The 18,189-nt window shown below is 67.5% G+C and carries 16 protein-coding genes; 8 read left to right on the top strand and 8 right to left on the bottom strand.

Going from position 1 to position 18,189, the window contains the following annotated elements:
* Nucleotides 1-102: 102 nt before the first annotated feature.
* The 3 genes from tkt to DW2_RS02260 are packed head-to-tail and all read left to right on the top strand — an operon-like array spanning nucleotide 103 to nucleotide 3,930.
* Nucleotides 103-2,121, top strand: coding sequence for a transketolase (gene tkt, locus DW2_RS02270; protein WP_038143150.1), 2,019 nt, complete (start codon nucleotides 103-105; stop codon nucleotides 2,119-2,121).
* Between the two features lie 41 nt (nucleotides 2,122-2,162).
* The gene (locus DW2_RS02265) at nucleotides 2,163-3,050 is read left to right on the top strand and encodes a DMT family transporter (RefSeq protein WP_038143478.1); all 888 of its coding nucleotides are present in this window, start codon (nucleotides 2,163-2,165) and stop codon (nucleotides 3,048-3,050) included.
* A gap of 13 nt (nucleotides 3,051-3,063) precedes the next feature.
* The gene (locus DW2_RS02260; protein ID WP_038143475.1) at nucleotides 3,064-3,930 is read left to right on the top strand and encodes a lysophospholipid acyltransferase family protein; all 867 of its coding nucleotides are present in this window, start codon (nucleotides 3,064-3,066) and stop codon (nucleotides 3,928-3,930) included.
* A gap of 65 nt (nucleotides 3,931-3,995) precedes the next feature.
* On the opposite strand, the gene DW2_RS02255 is transcribed toward DW2_RS02260, so the two are convergent.
* From DW2_RS02255 to DW2_RS02235, 5 genes are all read right to left on the bottom strand, one after another.
* A complete protein-coding gene (locus tag DW2_RS02255; protein ID WP_038143146.1) occupies nucleotides 3,996-5,597 on the bottom strand; it encodes an APC family permease in 1,602 nt (533 codons plus the stop codon).
* A 124-nt stretch (nucleotides 5,598-5,721) separates the two neighbouring features.
* The gene (locus tag DW2_RS02250; RefSeq protein ID WP_051855160.1) at nucleotides 5,722-7,137 is read right to left on the bottom strand and encodes an aldehyde dehydrogenase family protein; all 1,416 of its coding nucleotides are present in this window, start codon (nucleotides 7,135-7,137) and stop codon (nucleotides 5,722-5,724) included.
* A 63-nt stretch (nucleotides 7,138-7,200) separates the two neighbouring features.
* Nucleotides 7,201-7,986, bottom strand: coding sequence for a metal ABC transporter permease (locus tag DW2_RS02245; RefSeq protein ID WP_038143140.1), 786 nt, complete (start codon nucleotides 7,984-7,986; stop codon nucleotides 7,201-7,203).
* Nucleotides 7,979-8,746, bottom strand: a complete 768-nt coding sequence (locus DW2_RS02240) for a metal ABC transporter ATP-binding protein (protein WP_038143138.1) — start codon at nucleotides 8,744-8,746, stop codon at nucleotides 7,979-7,981. The genes DW2_RS02245 and DW2_RS02240 overlap by 8 nt, the downstream gene beginning before the upstream one ends.
* Complete coding sequence (locus DW2_RS02235; protein WP_038143135.1) at nucleotides 8,743-9,240, bottom strand: Fur family transcriptional regulator; 498 nt, start codon at nucleotides 9,238-9,240, stop codon at nucleotides 8,743-8,745. Before DW2_RS02235 ends, DW2_RS02240 begins: the two co-directional genes overlap by 4 nt.
* Nucleotides 9,241-9,330: 90 nt before the next feature.
* On the opposite strand from DW2_RS02235, the gene DW2_RS02230 reads away from it, so the two are divergent.
* From DW2_RS02230 to DW2_RS18930, 3 genes are read left to right on the top strand one after another with little or no spacing between them, the layout of a single operon-like run.
* Nucleotides 9,331-10,263 (top strand): zinc ABC transporter substrate-binding protein, encoded by a 933-nt coding sequence (locus tag DW2_RS02230; RefSeq protein ID WP_038143132.1) that lies wholly within the window; start codon nucleotides 9,331-9,333, stop codon nucleotides 10,261-10,263.
* A 31-nt stretch (nucleotides 10,264-10,294) separates the two neighbouring features.
* A complete protein-coding gene (locus DW2_RS02225) occupies nucleotides 10,295-11,071 on the top strand; it encodes a 2-dehydro-3-deoxygalactonokinase (RefSeq protein ID WP_051855158.1) in 777 nt (258 codons plus the stop codon).
* A gap of 24 nt (nucleotides 11,072-11,095) precedes the next feature.
* Nucleotides 11,096-11,626 (top strand): GbsR/MarR family transcriptional regulator, encoded by a 531-nt coding sequence (locus DW2_RS18930; protein ID WP_051855156.1) that lies wholly within the window; start codon nucleotides 11,096-11,098, stop codon nucleotides 11,624-11,626.
* Between the two features lie 36 nt (nucleotides 11,627-11,662).
* On the opposite strand, the gene DW2_RS02215 is transcribed toward DW2_RS18930, so the two are convergent.
* Nucleotides 11,663-13,306, bottom strand: a complete 1,644-nt coding sequence (locus DW2_RS02215) for a CTP synthase (protein ID WP_038143129.1) — start codon at nucleotides 13,304-13,306, stop codon at nucleotides 11,663-11,665.
* 168 nt (nucleotides 13,307-13,474) lie between these two features.
* Nucleotides 13,475-13,942: a preprotein translocase subunit SecG gene (secG, locus tag DW2_RS02210; protein ID WP_038143126.1), complete on the bottom strand. Its 468-nt coding sequence runs from the start codon at nucleotides 13,940-13,942 to the stop codon at nucleotides 13,475-13,477.
* 301 nt (nucleotides 13,943-14,243) lie between these two features.
* Here secG and DW2_RS02205 point away from each other — a divergent pair, with 301 nt between their 5' ends.
* Nucleotides 14,244-15,539 (top strand): adenylosuccinate synthase, encoded by a 1,296-nt coding sequence (locus DW2_RS02205; RefSeq protein WP_038143123.1) that lies wholly within the window; start codon nucleotides 14,244-14,246, stop codon nucleotides 15,537-15,539.
* A gap of 4 nt (nucleotides 15,540-15,543) precedes the next feature.
* The gene (locus tag DW2_RS02200) at nucleotides 15,544-15,783 is read left to right on the top strand and encodes a DUF2842 domain-containing protein (protein WP_038143120.1); all 240 of its coding nucleotides are present in this window, start codon (nucleotides 15,544-15,546) and stop codon (nucleotides 15,781-15,783) included.
* A 64-nt stretch (nucleotides 15,784-15,847) separates the two neighbouring features.
* Here DW2_RS02200 and DW2_RS02195 read toward each other — a convergent pair whose 3' ends face one another.
* Nucleotides 15,848-18,040: a hypothetical protein gene (locus tag DW2_RS02195; RefSeq protein ID WP_038143117.1), complete on the bottom strand. Its 2,193-nt coding sequence runs from the start codon at nucleotides 18,038-18,040 to the stop codon at nucleotides 15,848-15,850.
* Nucleotides 18,041-18,189 lie beyond the last annotated feature (149 nt).

Raw genomic sequence — 18,189 nt, 5'->3', positions numbered from 1 at the left:
CCCACCCTTTTGCCCCAAGCACTTGTGGGCCGCGCTTGATCTCGCTCCGAACCCTGTTATCAGGGTCGCAAACCGTAGAGCTGCCCCGCGAAAGGAACCGTCATGGAGATCGAAGAGCTGCGCAAAGCCCATCCCGAGCACTGGAAACTCGCCTCGGCGATCCGTGCGCTGGCGATGGATGCAGTGCAAAAGGCCAATTCCGGCCATCCCGGCATGCCGATGGGCATGGCCGATGTGGCGACCGTTCTGTTCAAGAACCACCTGAAATTCGACGCGAAAGCCCCGAAATGGGCCGATCGCGACCGCTTCGTGCTCTCGGCCGGCCACGGCTCGATGCTGATCTACGCCCTGCTCTACCTGTGCGGCGACGAGCAGGTGACACTCGACCAGATCAAGAATTTCCGCCAGTCGGGCGCACTGACTGCGGGCCATCCCGAGAACTTCCTGCTCGACGCCGTCGAGACCACCACCGGCCCGCTGGGTCAGGGGGTCGCGACCGCGGTGGGCATGGCGATCGCCGAAGAGGCCCTGCGCGCGCAATGGGGCAAGAAGCTGGTCGATCACCGCACCTGGGTGATCGCGGGCGACGGCTGCCTGATGGAAGGCATCAGCCAGGAGGCGATCGGCCTCGCGGGCATGCAGGAACTGTCGAACCTGATCGTTCTGTGGGACAATAACGACATCACGATCGACGGCCGCGTGTCGCTGTCGGACAAGACCGATCAGCGCAAGCGCTTCGAGGCTTCGGGCTGGACGGTCTTCGCCTGCGACGGCCACGATCCGGTCTCGATCGACGAGGCGCTGACCAAGGCGAAGAAAGCCAAGGGCCCGGTTCTGGTCGACTGCAAGACGATCATCGGCTTCGGCGCGCCGACCAAGTCGGACAGCTATGCCGCCCATGGCTCGCCGCTGGGCGACGAGGAAATCTCGCGCACCAAGGAGATCTACGGCTGGGAGCATGGCCCGTTCGAAATCCCGGCCGAGATCAAGGCCGAGTGGGAGACGATCGGGACCCGCGGCGCCGAGGAGCGCGGCGCCTGGGAAGAGCGTTTCGCCAAGCTTTCGGCGGGCAAGCAGGCCGAATTCACCCGCATCATGGAAGGCGGCGTCAGCAAGAAGCTGACCAACGCGATCCGCAAGTTCAAGAAGGAAGAGGCCGAGGCCGCGCCGAAGGTCGCGACCCGCAAGGCCTCGGAAATGGTTCTGGGCGTGGTCAACGAGGCCTGCCCCGAGACGCTGGGCGGCTCGGCCGACCTGACCGGCTCGAACCTGACCAAGTCGAAGGGGATGGAGATCTTCAACCCCGACAACCGCAAGGGTCGCTACATCCATTTCGGCATCCGTGAGCACGGCATGGCCGCGGCGATGAACGGGATGATCCTGCATGGCGGCGTGCGCGCCTATGGCGGGACCTTCTTCTGCTTCACCGATTACGCCCGCGGCGCGATGCGTCTGAGCGCGCTGATGAAGGTTCCGGCCGTCTATGTCATGACCCATGACAGCATCGGTCTGGGCGAAGACGGCCCGACCCACCAGCCGGTCGAGCATCTCGCGATCTGCCGCGCGACGCCCAACACGCTGACCTTCCGCCCCGCCGACGTGATCGAGACCGCCGAGGCGTGGGAGATCGCGATGACCCAGGAGGGCACGCCCTCGGTGCTCGCGCTCTCGCGTCAGGGCCTGCCGACGCTGCGTAGCGAATACAAGCCGCAGAACCTCACCGCGAAGGGCGCCTATGTCATCGCCGAGGCCGAGGGCAAGCGTCAGGCGATCCTGATGGCGTCGGGTTCGGAAGTGGAGATCGCACTCAAGGCGCGCGACATCCTGCAAGGCCAGGCGATCGGCACCCGCGTCGTCTCGATGCCCTGCATGGAACTCTTCGCGCAGCAGGACGAGAACTACCGCAAGAAGATCCTGCCCCCGGGTGCGGTGCGTGTGGCGGTCGAGGCCGCGGTGCGTCAGCCCTGGGACCGCTGGCTTCTGGGCGAGCGCGGCCGCGAGGCGAAGGCCGATTTCGTGGGCATGGACCGCTTCGGCGCCTCCGCGCCCGCGGGCGAGCTCTACGAGAAGTTCGGGATCACCGCGGAGGCCGTGGCCGAGAAGGTCAAAGCCCTGCTCTGATGGCCCTGCCTGCGATCAAAGGCACTGCGAGGGGGCCCGCCGTGGCCCCCTCTGCACATCCGGGTTCCGACCGGCCCGGGCTCGGCGTCGCCCTGATGCTCGCCGCCTTTTCCATGCTCACGCTGATGGACGCTTTCGCCAAGCTCCTCGGCGAGGGCTATCACCCGCTTCAGATCGTCTGGGCGCGGTTCGCCGTGAACGCCGCCGTTCTGGCGCTGATCTTCCGCACCAGCCTGACCGCGCGCCTGCGCAGCGCACAGCCCGGGATGCAGCTGGGCCGCGCGCTGTTCCAGATCGGTGCCATCGTCGCCTTCTTCTTCTCGCTGCGCCATGTTCCGCTGGCCACCGCCACCGCGCTTGGCGATCTGAACCCGGTGCTCGTCACGCTGGGCGCGGCGCTGTTTCTCGGCGAGCGGCTCGGCGCGCATCGTCTGTTCGGGATCGGCGCGGCCTTCGCGGGCGCGATGATCATCCTGCGCCCGGGGCTGGGCGGGGTGCATCCGGCGGCCTTTCTCGCCCTGCTCGCCGCCTTCAGCTTCGCGGGAGCGGTGCTGCTGACGCGCCATCTGCGCGGCGACGCGGCGGCCACATCCCAGCTCTGGTCGGCCTTCGTGGGGCTGGCGCTCTCCTCGCTCGCCCTGCCCTTCGTCTGGCAACCGGTCGCGCCTGCGGATCTCTGGATCTTTCTCGCCCTCGGCCTCGCGGGGAGCCTCAGCCAGTTCCTGCTGATCCGCGCCTTCGCGCTCGCCGAGGCGGGCACGCTGGCGCCCTTCGGCTATTCGGGGCTTCTCTTCGCCTCTCTCTGGGGGTGGCTGATGTTCGGCCAGCTGCCCGATGCCTATACGATCATCGGGGCGGTTGTGATCGTGGGCGCCGGGCTCTATGTCTGGTCACGCGAGCGCCGTGCCGCGCGCCTCAGCCAAGCCTGATCTTCTTCTCACGATGATGAACCGAACCGCCTCTCTGTCCGACCGGATCTCGAACGCACTCTTCGTGGCGGTGATGTGGGTCGTCCAGCGCCTGCCCTACGAGACGCGCGTGCCGCTCGCCGGCCGGATGGTGGCGCGGATCGCGCCGCTGATCGGTTTCACCCGCAAGATCCGTGCGAACCTCGCCCTCGCCTGCCCGGAGCTCCCGCCCGAAGAGGTGAAACGGCTCGAGCGTGCGGTGCCCGACAGCCTGGGACGGATGCTGGCCGAGATCTATTCGGGCGAGGAATTCGTGGCGCGGGTGCGCGATCTGCCGATCGAGGGCCCCGGCGCAGAGGCGCTCGAGCGGGCGCATCGCGACGGCCGCCCGGTCGTTCTCGCCGCCGGGCATTTCGGCAACTACGATGCGTGGCGCGCAGCATTGGCCGCGCGCGGCTACCGGGTGGGCGCGATCTACCGCCCGATGAACAACCCCGCCTTCAACGAGCAATACGTCACCACGATCTCCGCCATCGCGCAGCCGCTTTTCGCGCGCTCGCGCCGGGGCCTGGGCGACATGATGCGGTTCTTGCGCGATGGCGGGATGGTCGCGTTCGGCTTCGACCAGTTCTTTCGCCAGGGGGCGGAGCTGAACTTCTTCGGCCTGCCCGCGCGCACCCCCCTTTCGGCGGCCGAGATGGCGCTGAAGATGAAGGCCGACCTGATCCCGATCTACGCGATCCGCCAGCCCGACGGGCTGAGCTTTCGCATCCTCGCCGAGGCGCCGGTCGCGCATAGCGATCCCGAGGCGATGACGCAGGTCCTCAACGACCGGCTCGAAGAGCAGATCCGGGCGCATATGGAGCAATGGCTCTGGACCCATCGCCGCTGGAAACCCTGAAGCGGCCATGAGAAAGGCGCGCGAGGTGCTCCCCGCGCGCCCGTTTTGCAGCCCCTAGGCGTGGCTCAGTTTCCGTGCTGGATCCGCTCCATCAGCGCGCCGGTTTCCTCGGCCGGAAGTGCCCCGCGCAGCGCGAACCAGATCACCACCAGCGACCAGAGCGCCACCAGCGCCATCCCGGTCCAGAAGCCGACGAGATTGAAGCCATGCCCGGTGCCCCCAAGCGCCGAGAGCACCCACATCCCGCCGAACCACAGCGCCAGCCAACCGATATGGTGCCAGCCGAATTCGGTCGCGGGGCGCTTCTTCACGTAATGGAACACGGCGGCGTAGATCGCGAAGCCCACCGCGAGCATCCCGAACAGGATCGAGTTCGTGTAGAACCCGGTCCAGTAGATCACCAGGTTCGACGCGATGAAGGCCAACGGCGCGAGGAGGTTCGCCCCCGCGAGCTTGAAAGCCCGCTCGGCATCGGGTTGCGAGCGGCGCAGCACCATCAGCACGATCGGCCCGAGCCCGTAGGTCAGCACGGTGACCGAGCTGATATAGCCCACCAGCAATTGCCAGGCCGGGAAGGGCAGCAGGAAGAACACGCCCACCGCCCACATCACCGCGACCGCAAGCCACGGCACGCCCGCACGCGAGGTGCGGGTCAGAGACTGCGGCCCGCTATCGGTATCTCCCACCGCATAGAGGATGCGCGAGCCGCCGGTGACGTAGATCAGCCCCGTCCCGCCCGGCGAGACATAGGCATCTACATAGAGCAGCAAAGCCAGCCACCCCATGCCCAGCGTCGCCGCGAGCCCGGCGAAAGGACCGGCCGATCCCTCGAAATTGAGCGCCGCCCAGCCGTTCTTCAGGTCTTCGGGCCGCAGCGCCATGACGAACGCCACCTGCAGCAGGATATAGACGATCGCGGCCAGCACGACCGATCCGATCACCGCCATCGGGATGTTGCGGCCCGGATTGGCGCTCTCGCCGCCCAGGTCGATCGCGGTCCGGAACCCGAGGAAGGAGAAGACGATGCCCGCCGCCGGGATCGCGGTGAACATGCCCTGCGCCTTGTAGGTGCCCGGCGCGGCATGCCACACGCCCCAATGCGTCGAGGCCGCGATCAGCCCCAACACGGTCACCAGCGGCACCGCGATCTTCCACCAGGTGACGGTATTGTTGACCCGCAGGAGCGCCCTCACCGCGAGCAGGTTGAGAAGCGAGAGCACGCTCAGCAGGAGCGCGGAGACGATGAACCCGGTCAGGTTCAGCGTGCCGGTGCCGTCACCCTTGAGGAAATGCGGCAGGTAGTTGTTGGCGTAGGTCACGATCGCCTCGGCCTCGACCGCAGGGACCGGCGCGTAGGAGAGAAACAGCATCCAGCCCCAGAGCCGGCCCAGCGTCTCGCCATGGCTCGCATGGCTCATATGGACCAGCGCGCCGGATTTCGAGAACATCGTCGAGAGCTCTGCGAAACACAGCGCGATCAGCATGATGATCCCCGCGCCGATCACCCAGGACCAGACGCTCAGCGGACCCGCGATCTTCGAGGCGTGATAGGCGCCGAAGAGCCAGCCGGATCCGATCATCGAGGTGGTGGACGCGAAAAGCAGCCCGATCACCCCGGCCTCGCGTCGCAACTTGCCGGGGGGTGCCGCGGTATCGATAGAAGCCATCTTGGAATACCCCTGTTGTTGAAATCGTCATGGAACTTCAACTAGCGCGGAGCGGACGCGCGCGGAGGCATCACACGGGCTTGTAATCGCCCGCGAGTGGGCGTGACGGGGGCGTGAACGGGCCCTAGCGCAGCAGCCGCTGCGCGAGCTTCACCAGCCGGGCGCCGCGATAGGGCGGCATGAAAAGCCCGAGCGGGGTGAACCGGTTCTCGAGCACCGGCTTGTCATGGGAGAAGGCGGCGAACCCCCAATAGCCATGCGCCGCGCCCACGCCGGAATTGCCGATCCCGCCGAAGGGCAGGTTCTGATGGAAATAGTGGACCAGCGCGACATTGACCCCGACCGCGCCCGAGCTGCTCGCGCGGCGCAACCGCTCGACCAGGCTGCGATCGCGCTCGAAGATATAGAGCGCGAGGGGCCTGGGGCCGGCCTCGATCCGGGCGAGCACATCCTCCGCGTCACCGAAGGGGATGACGGGAAGAACCGGCCCGAAGATCTCCTCGCGCTCGACCCCCATCGAGGGATCGGTGCCCATCAGGACGGTCGGCGCGATATAGCGTTTCTCTGCCTGCCCCTTGCCCCCCGTGAGGGTCCGCGCGCCGCCCGCCTCGGCCTCCGCGACAAGCGCCATGAGGCGTGCGAAATGGTCGGGGCTGACGATCCGGGCGAGGTCGCGCGAGGCTTCCTGCGCTTCCTCGGTGCGGCCATACATCTTCGCGATCGCCGCCTTCAGCTCGGCAAGGAACGGCGCCTCGACCGATTTCGAGACGAAGACATGATCGGGCGCGATGCAGGTCTGGCCCGCATTGGAGAATTTGGCCCAGGCGATCATCCGCGCGGCCTTCTTCAGATCGGCGCCGGGGCCGACGATGACAGGGGACTTGCCGCCCAGTTCGAGCGTGACCGAGGCGAGATGGCGTGCCGCCTTCTCCATCACGATCCGGCCCACCCGCGGCGAGCCGGTGAAGAAGACATGGTCGAAGGGCAGATCGAGAAGCGCCTGGCTCATCTCCACCCCGCCCTGGCAGACCACGGCCAGGTCTTCGGGCAGGGCCTCGGCGACGATCCGCGTGATCACCTCGGTGCTGGCCGGCGTGAGCTCGGACGGTTTAAGCACCACCGCGCAGCCCGCCGCGAGCGCCGAGGCCAGCGGACCGAGCGAGAGCGCCACGGGATAGTTCCAGGGCGCGATGATCAGCGCGGTGCCCTTCGGCTCGGAGATGATGCGCGCGCGCATCCCCAGCGTCGCGCGGGTCGGCCGGGCGCGGCGCGGCCGCATCCAGCGCTTGAGGTTGCGCAGGGCATGGGCGATCTCGGCTTGGACCGGCAGGATCTCGGTCAGGCGGATCTCGGCTTCGGGCTTGGCGAAATCGGCGCTCAGCGCGGCGAGGATCTCGTCCTCGTTGTTCCGGATCGCTTCCGACAGCGCGCGCAGCGCCTCGCGCCGGGCGGGCAGACCGAAGCGCAGACGCCGACGGGCATTGCCCGCGGCGAGGCGGGCGAAGACATGCTCGGGCGTGGCGATGGTGCTCTGATCCATGCGGGTCTCCTCGGCGCGCATTCCATCCGCTCGGACAGCGAAAGGCAATGGGCCACGCGCCGCTCAGCCCCGGCGACGCAGCGGCAGGCTGAGCACGAAGAGCACCGTCGCCGCGGCCACGACCGAGGGTCCGGCGGGCGTGTCGAAGCGGAACGACCCCCAGAGCCCGAGCAGCACCGCCAGGATCCCGACCCCGGTCGCCCCCGCCGCCATGCCCTCGGGGCTGCGAGAGAATTGCCGCGCGGCCGCGGCGGGCACGATCAGGAGCGCGGCGATCAGGAGCGCGCCGACGATCTTGATCGCGACCGCCACGGTCAGCGCGAGCGCGATGGTCAGGGCGAGCTGCTCGCGCCGCGGATCGTGCCCCGAGGCCATCGCCAGCTCGTCATTGATCGTCGCGGTCAGAAGCCCCTGCCAGCGCCAGGCGAGCAGCGCCACGACCGCCGCGGCCCCGGCCCAGACGACGACCAGATCGGCCTGCGAGACCGCGAGGATGTCTCCGAAGAGCCAGGCGCTCAGCCCGACCCTCAACCCGCTCTGGAACGAGGCCGCCACGAGGCCGAAGGCCAGCGCCGAATGGGCCAGCACGCCCAGAACCGTGTCCATCGCATGGCCCCGACCCGAAAGACGCGCGACCGTCAGCGCCATCGCGAGCGCGACGCCGAGCGTGCCCAGATAGACCGAGGTTCCGAAGGCAAAGCTCAACGCCACGCCGAGGATCGCGGCATGCGCCGTGGCATCGCCGAAATAGGCCATGCGGCGCCAGACGACGAAGGAGCCGAGCGGCCCGGTGGCGAAGGTCAGGCCGATGCCGGCGAGAGCGGCGCGAATGAGAAAATCGTCAAACATGGCTGTGGCTGTGCTCGTGGCTGCAGGTGGCGTGATCGGAGGGTTCGGTGCCGTGAACGTGGTCGTGATCGTGCTGATAGAGCGCGAAGGCCCCTTGCGTCCCCATCCCGAAGAGGGCGCGATATTCGGGGGCCTCGGCGACCACTTTCGGCGTGCCCTGACAGCAGACATGGCCATTGAGGCAGATCACCCGATCGGAGGCCGACATCACCACATGCAGATCGTGGCTGACCATCAGGACCGAGGCGCCCGTTTCGGCGCGCACCTCCTCGATCAGCTTGTAGAAGGCCGCGGTGCCGGGCTGGTCGAGCCCCTGCGTCGCCTCGTCGAGAATCAGGATATCGGGCTCGGACAGAAGCGCGCGCGCCAGAAGCACCCGCTGGAACTGCCCGCCCGAGAGCCGCGCGATCTGACGCGCGCCAAGACCCGACACGCCCGTGCGCTCGAGCGCGGCCTGCGCCTGCGCGTCGGAAACCCGTCTGGGCAGCGACAGGAAGCGGCGCACGCTGAGCGGCAGGCTCGCATCCACATGGAGCTTTTGCGGCACATAACCGATGCGCAGCTTCGGCTTGCGATGGACCTTGCCCCGCGCGGCGGGCTCGAGCCCGATCAGCGCGCGCACGAGCGTCGATTTCCCCGAGCCGTTCGGCCCGACCACGGTGACGATCTCGCCCGTTGAAATCGCGAAATCGATGTCGTGCAGCACCTCGGTATCGCCGTGGCGCACGCTCAACCCTTGTGCCGAGATCAGATCGCTCATTGCACCGCCCCGGCCGCGCAGTTGGGGCACAGCCCGGTCGCCTCGAGGGTCGCGCGTTCGATGGTGAAGCCCAGCCGCTCGGCCGCGGCCCGCAGCGCCGTGCGCACCTCTTCCGCCTCCGCCTCGGCGACCTCGCCGCATTCGCGGCAGATCAGGAAGACCGGCGCGTGATCCTCGCCCGGATGCATGCAGGCCGCGAAGGCGTTGAGCCGGCGCACGCGATGCGCGAGACCGTTCTCGACGAGGAATTCGAGCGCCCGATAGGCCACGGGCGGCTGGTTGCCGAACCCGTCCGCCGCGAGCCGTTCGAGCACGTCATAGGCGCCCATCGCACGATGCTCCTCGAGCAGGATCTCGAGCGCGCGCCGCCGCACCGGGGTGAGGCGGATGCCCCGCTCGAAGGCGAGGGTCTCGGCGCGGGAGAGAGCCGTATCGGCGCAGCGCGCATGATCGTGCTCGGTGAAAGCCGTGGCGGTCGGACTTGGCTTGGGCATGAAATTTGTTACCTTATTACAATTCCGCTTGACTGGTTATTTTATAACATACATATTCCGCAACCGTGTTCAAGATATCAGGAGCCCCCGATGCGCCTCTCCCTCGCGTTAATCCTATCCGCGCTTGCCCTTCCCAACCTCGCACAGGCCGAGGTGCCGAAGGTGCTGACCGACATTCCCCCCGTGCAGTCGCTCGCAGCCCAGGTGATGGGCGATCTCGGCACACCGGAAATCCTTCTCGACCAGGGAGCCGACCCCCACGAGTTCCAGTTGCGCCCCAGCAAGGCGCGCGCTCTTCAGGACGCCTCGGTCACCTTCTGGGTGGGGCCCGAACTCGAACCCTGGCTGGCCCGCGCGCTCGAGGGGATCGGCACCAAGGGGCAAGCGGTCGAACTGCTCGAGGCGCCGGGCACCCATCCGCGCCAGTTCGGCGCCGCCGATGCCCATGACGAGGCCGCGGGCGGACATGCGGACGGGCATGGGGACGAGCATGACCACGCGGGGACCGATCCCCATGCCTGGCTCGACCCGTCCAATGCCCAAGCTTGGCTCGGAGCGATCGCGGAAACGCTCGCCAAGGCCGATCCCGAGCATGCCGCGACCTACCGCGCCAATGCTGAGGCCGCGAAAGCGCGGATCGCGGCGATGGACGGGGAACTGCGCGCCAAGCTCGCTCCCGTCGTCGACAAGCCGATCCTCGTCTTCCACGATGCTTATGGCTATTTCGCGGACCATTACGGGCTCCATGTCGCCGGCACGCTCTCGCTGGGCGATGCGGCGACGCCCGGGGCCGCGCATGTGTCCGAGTTGCGCAAGCTGGCGGAGCAGTCCGGTGCGGTCTGCGCCTTCCCCGAGGCCCAGCATGACCCGAAGATGATTTCACTGCTGGTGCAGGGCACCCCGGTCAAGCTGGGCGCGCCGCTCGACCCGTCGGGAAGCGGGCTCGACTATGGGCGCGATCTCTACGAGACCCTGATGCGCTCGAATGTCGAGAAGATCACCGCCTGCCTGTCGGGGAGTTGATCCTGCCCCCGGGACGTGCAAATTCAGACCGATGACGGATTGGATTGCACTGACCGAAGAAACCGGGCGCTGGCGCGCGCTCCATCTGGACGCTGACGGCACGGTGCGCGACCGGCGCTCCGGGCCCGCGCCGCGCCCGCTCCTGCCCGAAGACCTTCCGGCGGTGGTCGCGGCCTCGGGGACCGGGCTCGACCTGCGCCCCCTGCCCTGCACGCCTGTGCCCGAAGGCGCGCTGCCCCATGTCGAGATCGGCGGCCGCGCGCTCCCCGCCCTGCCGGGGCTCGTCCAGAGCAGCGACGCCACGATGATCACGCCCCCCGAGGCCGCGAGAATTGCGGGCATCCTCGCCGGTGTGCCCCGCTTCGACGGGGTGATCTGGATCTGCGGGGCGAGCACGCTCTGGGCCCATATCTCGGCGGGCGAAGTGGTCAGCGTGATGCGCGCGGCCTCGGCCGCGATCCTCGCCGCGATGGGCGCGCCGCTTGCCGAAGGCGACGCGTTCGACGCCGCCCTCGCCGACACGCTCTCGCGCCCCGAACGGATCAGCCGCGAGCTCGCCCCCCTCAGCCTTGGCCAAAGCTCGCAACGTGCCGCCGGTGCGGTACTGGGGGCGGAACTTGCGGCCGCCCGGCCCTGGTGGCTCGGCCAGAGCGTGCTCGCGCTCTCCTCTCCAACCGCTCCGGGCTGGTCGAATATTTGCGTGCGCGCCTTGCAAGCGCAGGGCGCGCAGGTCACCTTGGGCGACGGGGAGGCGGCTCTGATCGCGGGGCTTTCCGCCGCCCTCAGAGCCGCGCCCGCGACGCCCTGACGCGCAATGGCGAAAGAAGGATAGATGATCGACACCGACCTGCCCGAAGCTTTCGCCGAACTCGCCCCCCGTTTCGGATTTTCCCGTCCCGCCGGGCGCTGCCTCGGCGCGATCTGGCGCGCCGCCCAGGCCCCGTCCGCCGATGATCTGGTCGAGCAGCTGTCGCTGTCGCGCTCCAATGTCTCGACCGCGCTCAAGGAACTGCGCGAGGCCGGGCTCGTTCAGGCCGCGCGTTCGCCGGGCTCGCGCAAGGATTTCTTCGTGGCCCCCACCGATGCTTGGGAACTCGCGCGGCTGATGATCGCCGAACGCGAGCGTCGGGTGATCGGCCCCGCGCGCGATCAGCTTTCCGCGCTCGAGGCCCGCAGCGCGGATCCGCGCGCCGCGGCGCTGTGCGAGGTTCTCGACGCGGTCTCGGGCTTTTTGCAGACGCTGACCCGGCTCGACCCGACCGAGCTTGCCCGCCAGATCGACCCGGCGCGCGGCAGCGCGAAAGCGGCGAAATCCGGCAGCGGCGGCGGCAAGAAGAAAAAGAAAAAAGCCGCGCAAAGCTGAGGCGCGGCTTCCTTCGATCTCTTTGGGCCACCTGGCTTACACGAGCCGGCTCTGATCCAGCGCGGCCTTGATGAAGCCCGCAAAGAGCGGATGCGGCGCGAAGGGTTTCGACTTCAGTTCGGGATGGAACTGGACCCCGATGAACCACGGATGGCCTTCATGCTCGACGATCTCGGGCAAGCGGCCATCGGGCGACATGCCCGAGAAGGTCAGGCCGCATTTCTCCAGCGGCTCGCGATACTTGTTGTCGACCTCGTAGCGGTGCCGGTGGCGCTCCTCGATATCGCACGAGCCGTAGACGCTGGCCACTTTCGAGCCCTCCTTGAGCGAGGCCGAATAGGCGCCCAGCCGCATCGTCCCGCCCTTGTCGTCATCGAGCTTGCGCTCGACACGGTGGTTGCCCTGCACCCATTCCTTGAGGTGATAGACGACCGGGGTGAAGCGCTTCCGGCCCGCCTCGTGGTCGAACTCCTCGGAGCCTGCATCCTCCACGCCGGCAAGGTTGCGCGCCGCCTCGATCACCGCCATCTGCATCCCGAGGCAGATCCCGAGATAGGGCACGCCCTTCTCGCGGGCGAATTGCGCGGCGCGGATCTTGCCCTCGGTGCCGCGTTCGCCGAAGCCGCCCGGCACAAGGATCGCGTGATAATTCTCCAGATGCGGCGCCGGATCTTCCTTTTCGAAGATCTCCGCATCGATCCATTCGGCCTTCACCCGGACCCGGTTCGCCATCCCGCCATGGGTCAGCGCCTCGGCGATCGACTTGTAGGCATCCTCGAGCTGGACATATTTGCCCACGATCGCGACACGCACCTCGCCCTCGGCATTGTTCAGACGGTCCATCACGTCTTCCCAACGGCTCAGTTCGGGCTTGGGCGCGGGCGAGATGCCGAACGCGTCGAGCACCGCCTGATCGAGCCCCGCCCGGTGATAGGCCAGCGGCGCCTCGTAGATCGATTTCAGATCATAGGCCGGGATCACCGACTCGGGGCGCACGTTGCAGAAGAGCGCGATCTTGCCGCGTTCCTTCTCCGGGATCGGCTGCTCCGAGCGGCAGACCAGAACGTCGGGCTGCAACCCGATCGAGCGCAATTCCTTGACCGAGTGCTGCGTGGGCTTGGTCTTCAGCTCCCCGCTCGCCGCCAGATAGGGCAGCAGCGTCAGATGCATGAAAATGCACTCGCCGCGCGGCCGGTCCTGCGCGAATTGCCGGATCGCCTCGAAGAAGGGGAGCCCCTCGATATCGCCGACCGTGCCGCCGATCTCACACAGCATGAAATCGACCTCGTCATCGCCGATCGAGATCCAGTCCTTGATCTCGTTGGTGACATGCGGGATCACCTGGATCGTCTTGCCCAGATATTCCCCGCGCCGCTCCTTCTCGAGCACATTGGTGTAGATCCGCCCCGAGGAGATCGAGTCGGTCTTGCGCGCCGACACGCCGGTGAAGCGTTCGTAATGGCCCAGGTCGAGATCGGTCTCGGCCCCGTCATCGGTCACGAAGACCTCGCCATGTTCGAACGGCGACATCGTGCCCGGGTCGACGTTCAGATAGGGGTCGAGCTTCCTGAGCCGCACCGAGAAGCCGCGCGCCTGCAACAAAGCCCCCAGCGCCGCCGATGCCAGCCCCTTGCCGAGCGAGGAGACCACACCGCCGGTGATGAAGACATATCGTGCCATTGAAGACTCCCGTGATCTGCGAAATTCAAAATCAATTCCTGACCGCAACGGGTGCAGGATCACGGGATTTAATGCTTACACGATTCGCAGCCTGCCCGCAACCAGACCGCAAGTTATTGAGTGAGGATCCGGCCACCCCCCCAAGGGATGGTGGCCATTTTGTCGAGATTAGTTGGCAGCCGGGGGCGTCACCGGGCCGGCGGGCGCAGCCTGACCCTCGGTCGTGCTCTCACCGGCCGCATTGCCCGAGCCCTGCGCGTCCGACCCGCTCGGGGCCGGCGGCATCACCACGTCGAGCGACGGCGGCTGGCTGCCCTGATCGGCGGGCGCGGCCGGGGCCGTCTGCGCCGGGGCGCTCTGCTGGGTCGTCGTGCGATCGACCACCGACTCGTCGCGCGCCTTCTGGGCGGCGAGAACGGTCAGCGTCACCGAGGTCGCGAGAAAGCCCACCGCGAGGATCCAGGTGAGCCGGGTCAGCGCATTGGCCGCCTGGCGCCCCGTCATCAGCCCGCCCACGCCGCTCGACGCATTGGACGACCCCATGCCGAGCCCGCCCCCTTCGGAGCGTTGCAGCAGCACCACGCCGATCAGAAGCAGCGCGAGGATCAGATGGATCGAGAGAACGACGTTTTCCATGGAACGGGTCCGAGCCTTCTTTCATTCGACGCGCCTATCTAGGCGGATGAGTCTTGAGGCGCAAGGCCGCTCTGCCGGATTTTCCCCTTTCGCGGGGTCAAATCGACACGGCGCGCCGGATCGGCGGGCTCCCCTCTCCTTCCAAATGCCCCAAATATCCCCGCCGGAGGCATCCCGGCTCTCCAGCCATGCGCCCGTGCGCGACTTCCGCACGCCCTTCCCCACATGCATTTGCGGGGTTTCGTCGCGCGCGCGCAGCCGCTATATCTCGCGCGGTTTCATACCTGCCAAGGAGAATGCAATGGCCAATGTCGTCGTCGTCGGCGCCCAGTGGGGTGACGAGGGGAAAGGCAAGATCGTGGACTGGCTCAGCGAACGCGCCGACGTGATCGCGCGCTTCCAGGGCGGCCACAATGCGGGCCATACGCTGGTGATCGACGGCAAGGTCTACAAGCTCAACGCGCTGCCTTCGGGCGTGGTGCGCGGCGGCAAGCTCTCGGTGATCGGCAATGGCGTCGTGCTCGACCCGTTCCACCTGATCGCCGAGATCGAGAAGATCCGCGACCAGGGCGTCGAGATCACCCCCGAGACGCTGATGATCGCCGAGAACACGCCCTTGATCCTGCCGATCCATGGCGAACTCGACCGCGCGCGCGAAGAAGCGGCCTCGAAGGGCACCAAGATCGGCACCACGGGCCGCGGCATCGGACCGGCCTATGAGGACAAGGTGGGCCGCCGTTCGGTACGCGTCGCCGATCTCGCCGACGAGGAGACCCTGATCGCCCGCGTCGATCGCGCGCTCCAGCATCACGACCCGCTGCGCCGCGGCCTCGGCATCGAGCCGATCGACCGCGACGCGCTGATCGCGCAGCTCCGCGAGATCGCCCCCGAGATCCTGAAATACGCAGCCCCCGTCTGGAAGGTGCTGAGCGAGAAGCGCAAGCAGGGTAAACGCATCCTGTTCGAAGGCGCGCAGGGCTCGCTCCTCGATATCGACTTCGGCACCTATCCCTTCGTGACCTCCTCGAACGTGGTCGCGGGCCAGGCGGCGGCGGGCACCGGCATGGGGCCGGGTGCGATCGATTTCGTGCTCGGCATCGTGAAGGCCTACACCACCCGCGTCGGCGAGGGCCCCTTCCCGACCGAGCTCAATGACGAGGACGGCAACCGGCTGGGCACGCGCGGGCATGAATTCGGCACCGTCACCGGGCGCAAGCGCCGCTGCGGCTGGTTCGACGCCGCATTGGTGCGCCAGACCTGCGCGATCTCGGGCGTCAACGGCATCGCGCTGACCAAGCTCGACGTGCTTGACGGGTTCGAGACGATCAAGATCTGCGTGGGCTACGAGCTCGACGGAGAGCGCCTCGACTTTCTGCCGACCGCGGCCGAGGAGCAGAAGCGCTGCGTGCCGGTCTACGAGGAGATCGAGGGCTGGTCGGAATCGACCGAAGGGGCGCGCAGCTGGGCCGACCTTCCCGCCGCCGCGATCAAATATGTCCGCCGAATCGAGGAGCTGATCGATTGCCCCGTGGCGATGCTCTCCACGAGTCCCGAGCGCGACGACACGATCCTCGTGACCGATCCCTTCGCGGATTGATCCGATGGCGCTGAGCTACAAGGCCCGCCGCCGCCTCTCGCTTCTGGCCCTCGTGGTGGGGCTGCCTGCCTATATCGTCGTCGCGGTGAGCGTGGTGAACTGGGCGGGCGCGCGGTGGGGGCGGCTGCCGATCTGGGCCGAGCTCGGCGTCTATGTCGGATTGGGGCTGCTGTGGATCGTGCCGCTGAAGCCGATCTTCACCGGGGTCGGCAAGGCGGCGCCGGACGAAGACCGGCAGGACTGATCTCGCAGACGGAACGAAAACGGGCGGCCCCTCGGGGCCGCCCGTTCTCTTTGGGTCCTCGGTCTTACTGACCCGATGCCATCTTCGCCTCGTCCCAATAGCGCGAGGCTTCGGTGATCGCGTACTGGCCGCGCTTGACCTTGGTGATCTTGCCCTGACGCAGCAGCCGGCCGAAGACGCGCATCCGCTCTTCGCGCGGCACTTCCGCGGTTTCCTCGAAGGAGGAGAGCTTGCGCATGATCTGCGGCGGCGAGAAATGCGGACGCCCCTCGATGACCGAGGTATAGGCGGCGGCGGCCTCGAGAATATCGGAGAGCCCCTGCGGGCCGAGGCTTTCGGCGAATTCCGCGAAGCTCTTGGCCTGCTGCGGATCGAGCGGCGAAAGCCCGTCATCGCCACCCACGCTGGTCGCGAATTGCGCGGTCGAGATGCGGCGCGGACGCACCATCTGGGTTTCAGCCGCCTCGGTCTCCGGCTCGTCCTCGTCGGGCGCGGAATGGATCCGCTGCTCGGAGACGAGCACCAGCGGCGACGGGCGCATCGGTTCGGGGCGGCGCGCCGAGGGCTCACCGGCCGAAACCGGACGACGCGGGCGCACCGCCTGGGTTAGATCCTCGCGATAGGGCTCGCTCGCATCCGATTCGGGCGCGCCGCCTTTCGCGGTGTCCTGCCCCTTGGCGATGCGGTCCGCGACGGTCGCGGCCACTGCGGCCTTGAGATGCGCGATCGCGGAGAAGCGGCGGCGAGTATCCTCACCCTTCGCTTGCTTGTCGGCCTCCTCGAGAAGGCGCGACATCTCGGCCTCGCGATCGAGTTCCTGCTCTTCCACGACCGATCCGCCAGCTTCCTCTTCATCCGCCTTCGCGGTCTCGCCGAGGATCAGCACATCGGCCTTCGGGTGTTCCTCCCCAAGGGCTTCCTCCGCGCGCTCGTCCTCGTCGGCCTGCCGGGCGACAGGCGCCTCGAACTCTTCCGCCGCCTCTTCAGGTTCTTCCGCAATCGCGGCCGAAGCCGGCTCTTCCATCTCGAGCGCCGCAAGCTCGCGCATCAATTCGGCTTCCGCCTCGGCGCTCAGGCTGCCCGTGACGGGCTCCTGTTCTTCGGCTTCCTCGGCGGCGGTCTCGGCCGCCAACTCGCTGGCGAGGCGCGCGGCGAGATCGTCCTCTTCCGCCGGTTCGACAGGGGTTTCCGCGGGAGCCTGAGCCATTTTCTGCTCCGGACGGCGCACCTTGATCACGCGCGCACGGATCGGGGTGACGGGTTCTTCCTCTGCCTCCGCGGTTTCCTCGGCCACAGCTTCGTCCGTCTCTTCGGCGGCCTCCTCGGCACTCGCGTCCTCGGCCAGCTCGATCTCGAGCGAAATCTCCTCGATCTCCTCGATCTCTTCGACGGGCTCTTCCGAGACGGCTTCTTCCGCGGTGCGCTCTTCGGGCGCCTCTTCGGCCTCGGCCACGACCTCCTGCAGGCGCTCTTCCGCCTCGGCGGCTTTGTCCTGCGCCTCGGTCGCGTCTTCGGTGGCGGTCACGTCGACAGTCGCTTCGACCGTCTCCGCCTCCTCGGCGACTTCGGTCTCTTCGACTTCTTCCGCGAGCTCCTCGATGATCTCGTCGCTGCTCAGCGGCCCCGAGATGTCAAGCTCGTAGCCGAAATCCTCGGATTCGGCGGAGGGTTCGGGGGCGAAGCGTGCGGCCATGCCCTCGGCGACCGAGCTCGGCTCGTCCTCTTCCACGACGGTTTCGGATTGCGCGGCACGGGCCCGCGCCACGGCTTCGCGGATGCGCTGCAGCTTGGCGGCCACCGATTCCGGAACCGCCTCTGCCTCGGGGGCGGTTGCGGGCGCTTCGGAGCGCGCGGTGACCGTAACGGTATCAACCGTCACTTCGGGTTCGACCGCCACTTCGGGCTCGGCGACTGCGGTTTCGGCCACCGGCGCGCTCGGAAGCGCCTCTCCCTGCGGGGCCGCGGGGGCTTCCGCTTCGGCGGCCTCTTCGTCTTCGACGCTTTCGGGCTGACGCAGCACGATGCCGTTTTCGCTGACCTTCGCCTCGACACGGCGCTGGATCTCGCGCTCGGCGATGCGGTGAAGCATTTCCGTGTCGGGCTGCGGGGGTTCGGCCCCGAAGAAACGGTCTTCGGCCGCCAGATCCCGGAAGTATTCCGCAATCGCCTTCATCGTCTTGAACGGCTCGTCGAAGCCCTCAAGGGTGCACGAGAACGTGCCGTAGGAAACGGTCAGGATCTTGCTTGCACCAACCATGGGCCACCCGCTTTCTCTGATACTCTAATACTTCGTTTCAGCCACCTTCAGGGGCAACTGGTTCTTTCCCATGAACGAAAAAAGGCAAATGAAAGGAAATTTATCGGGCCGGATTGTCATTCCCCGCCATAATCGCCATCAATCATGAC

Source organism: Thioclava atlantica (assembly GCF_000737065.1).
GTDB classification, from domain to species: Bacteria; Pseudomonadota; Alphaproteobacteria; order Rhodobacterales; family Rhodobacteraceae; genus Thioclava; species Thioclava atlantica.
The sequence above is the reverse complement of the archived record's forward strand: the minus strand, read 5'-3'. Positions and strand labels throughout refer to the sequence as shown.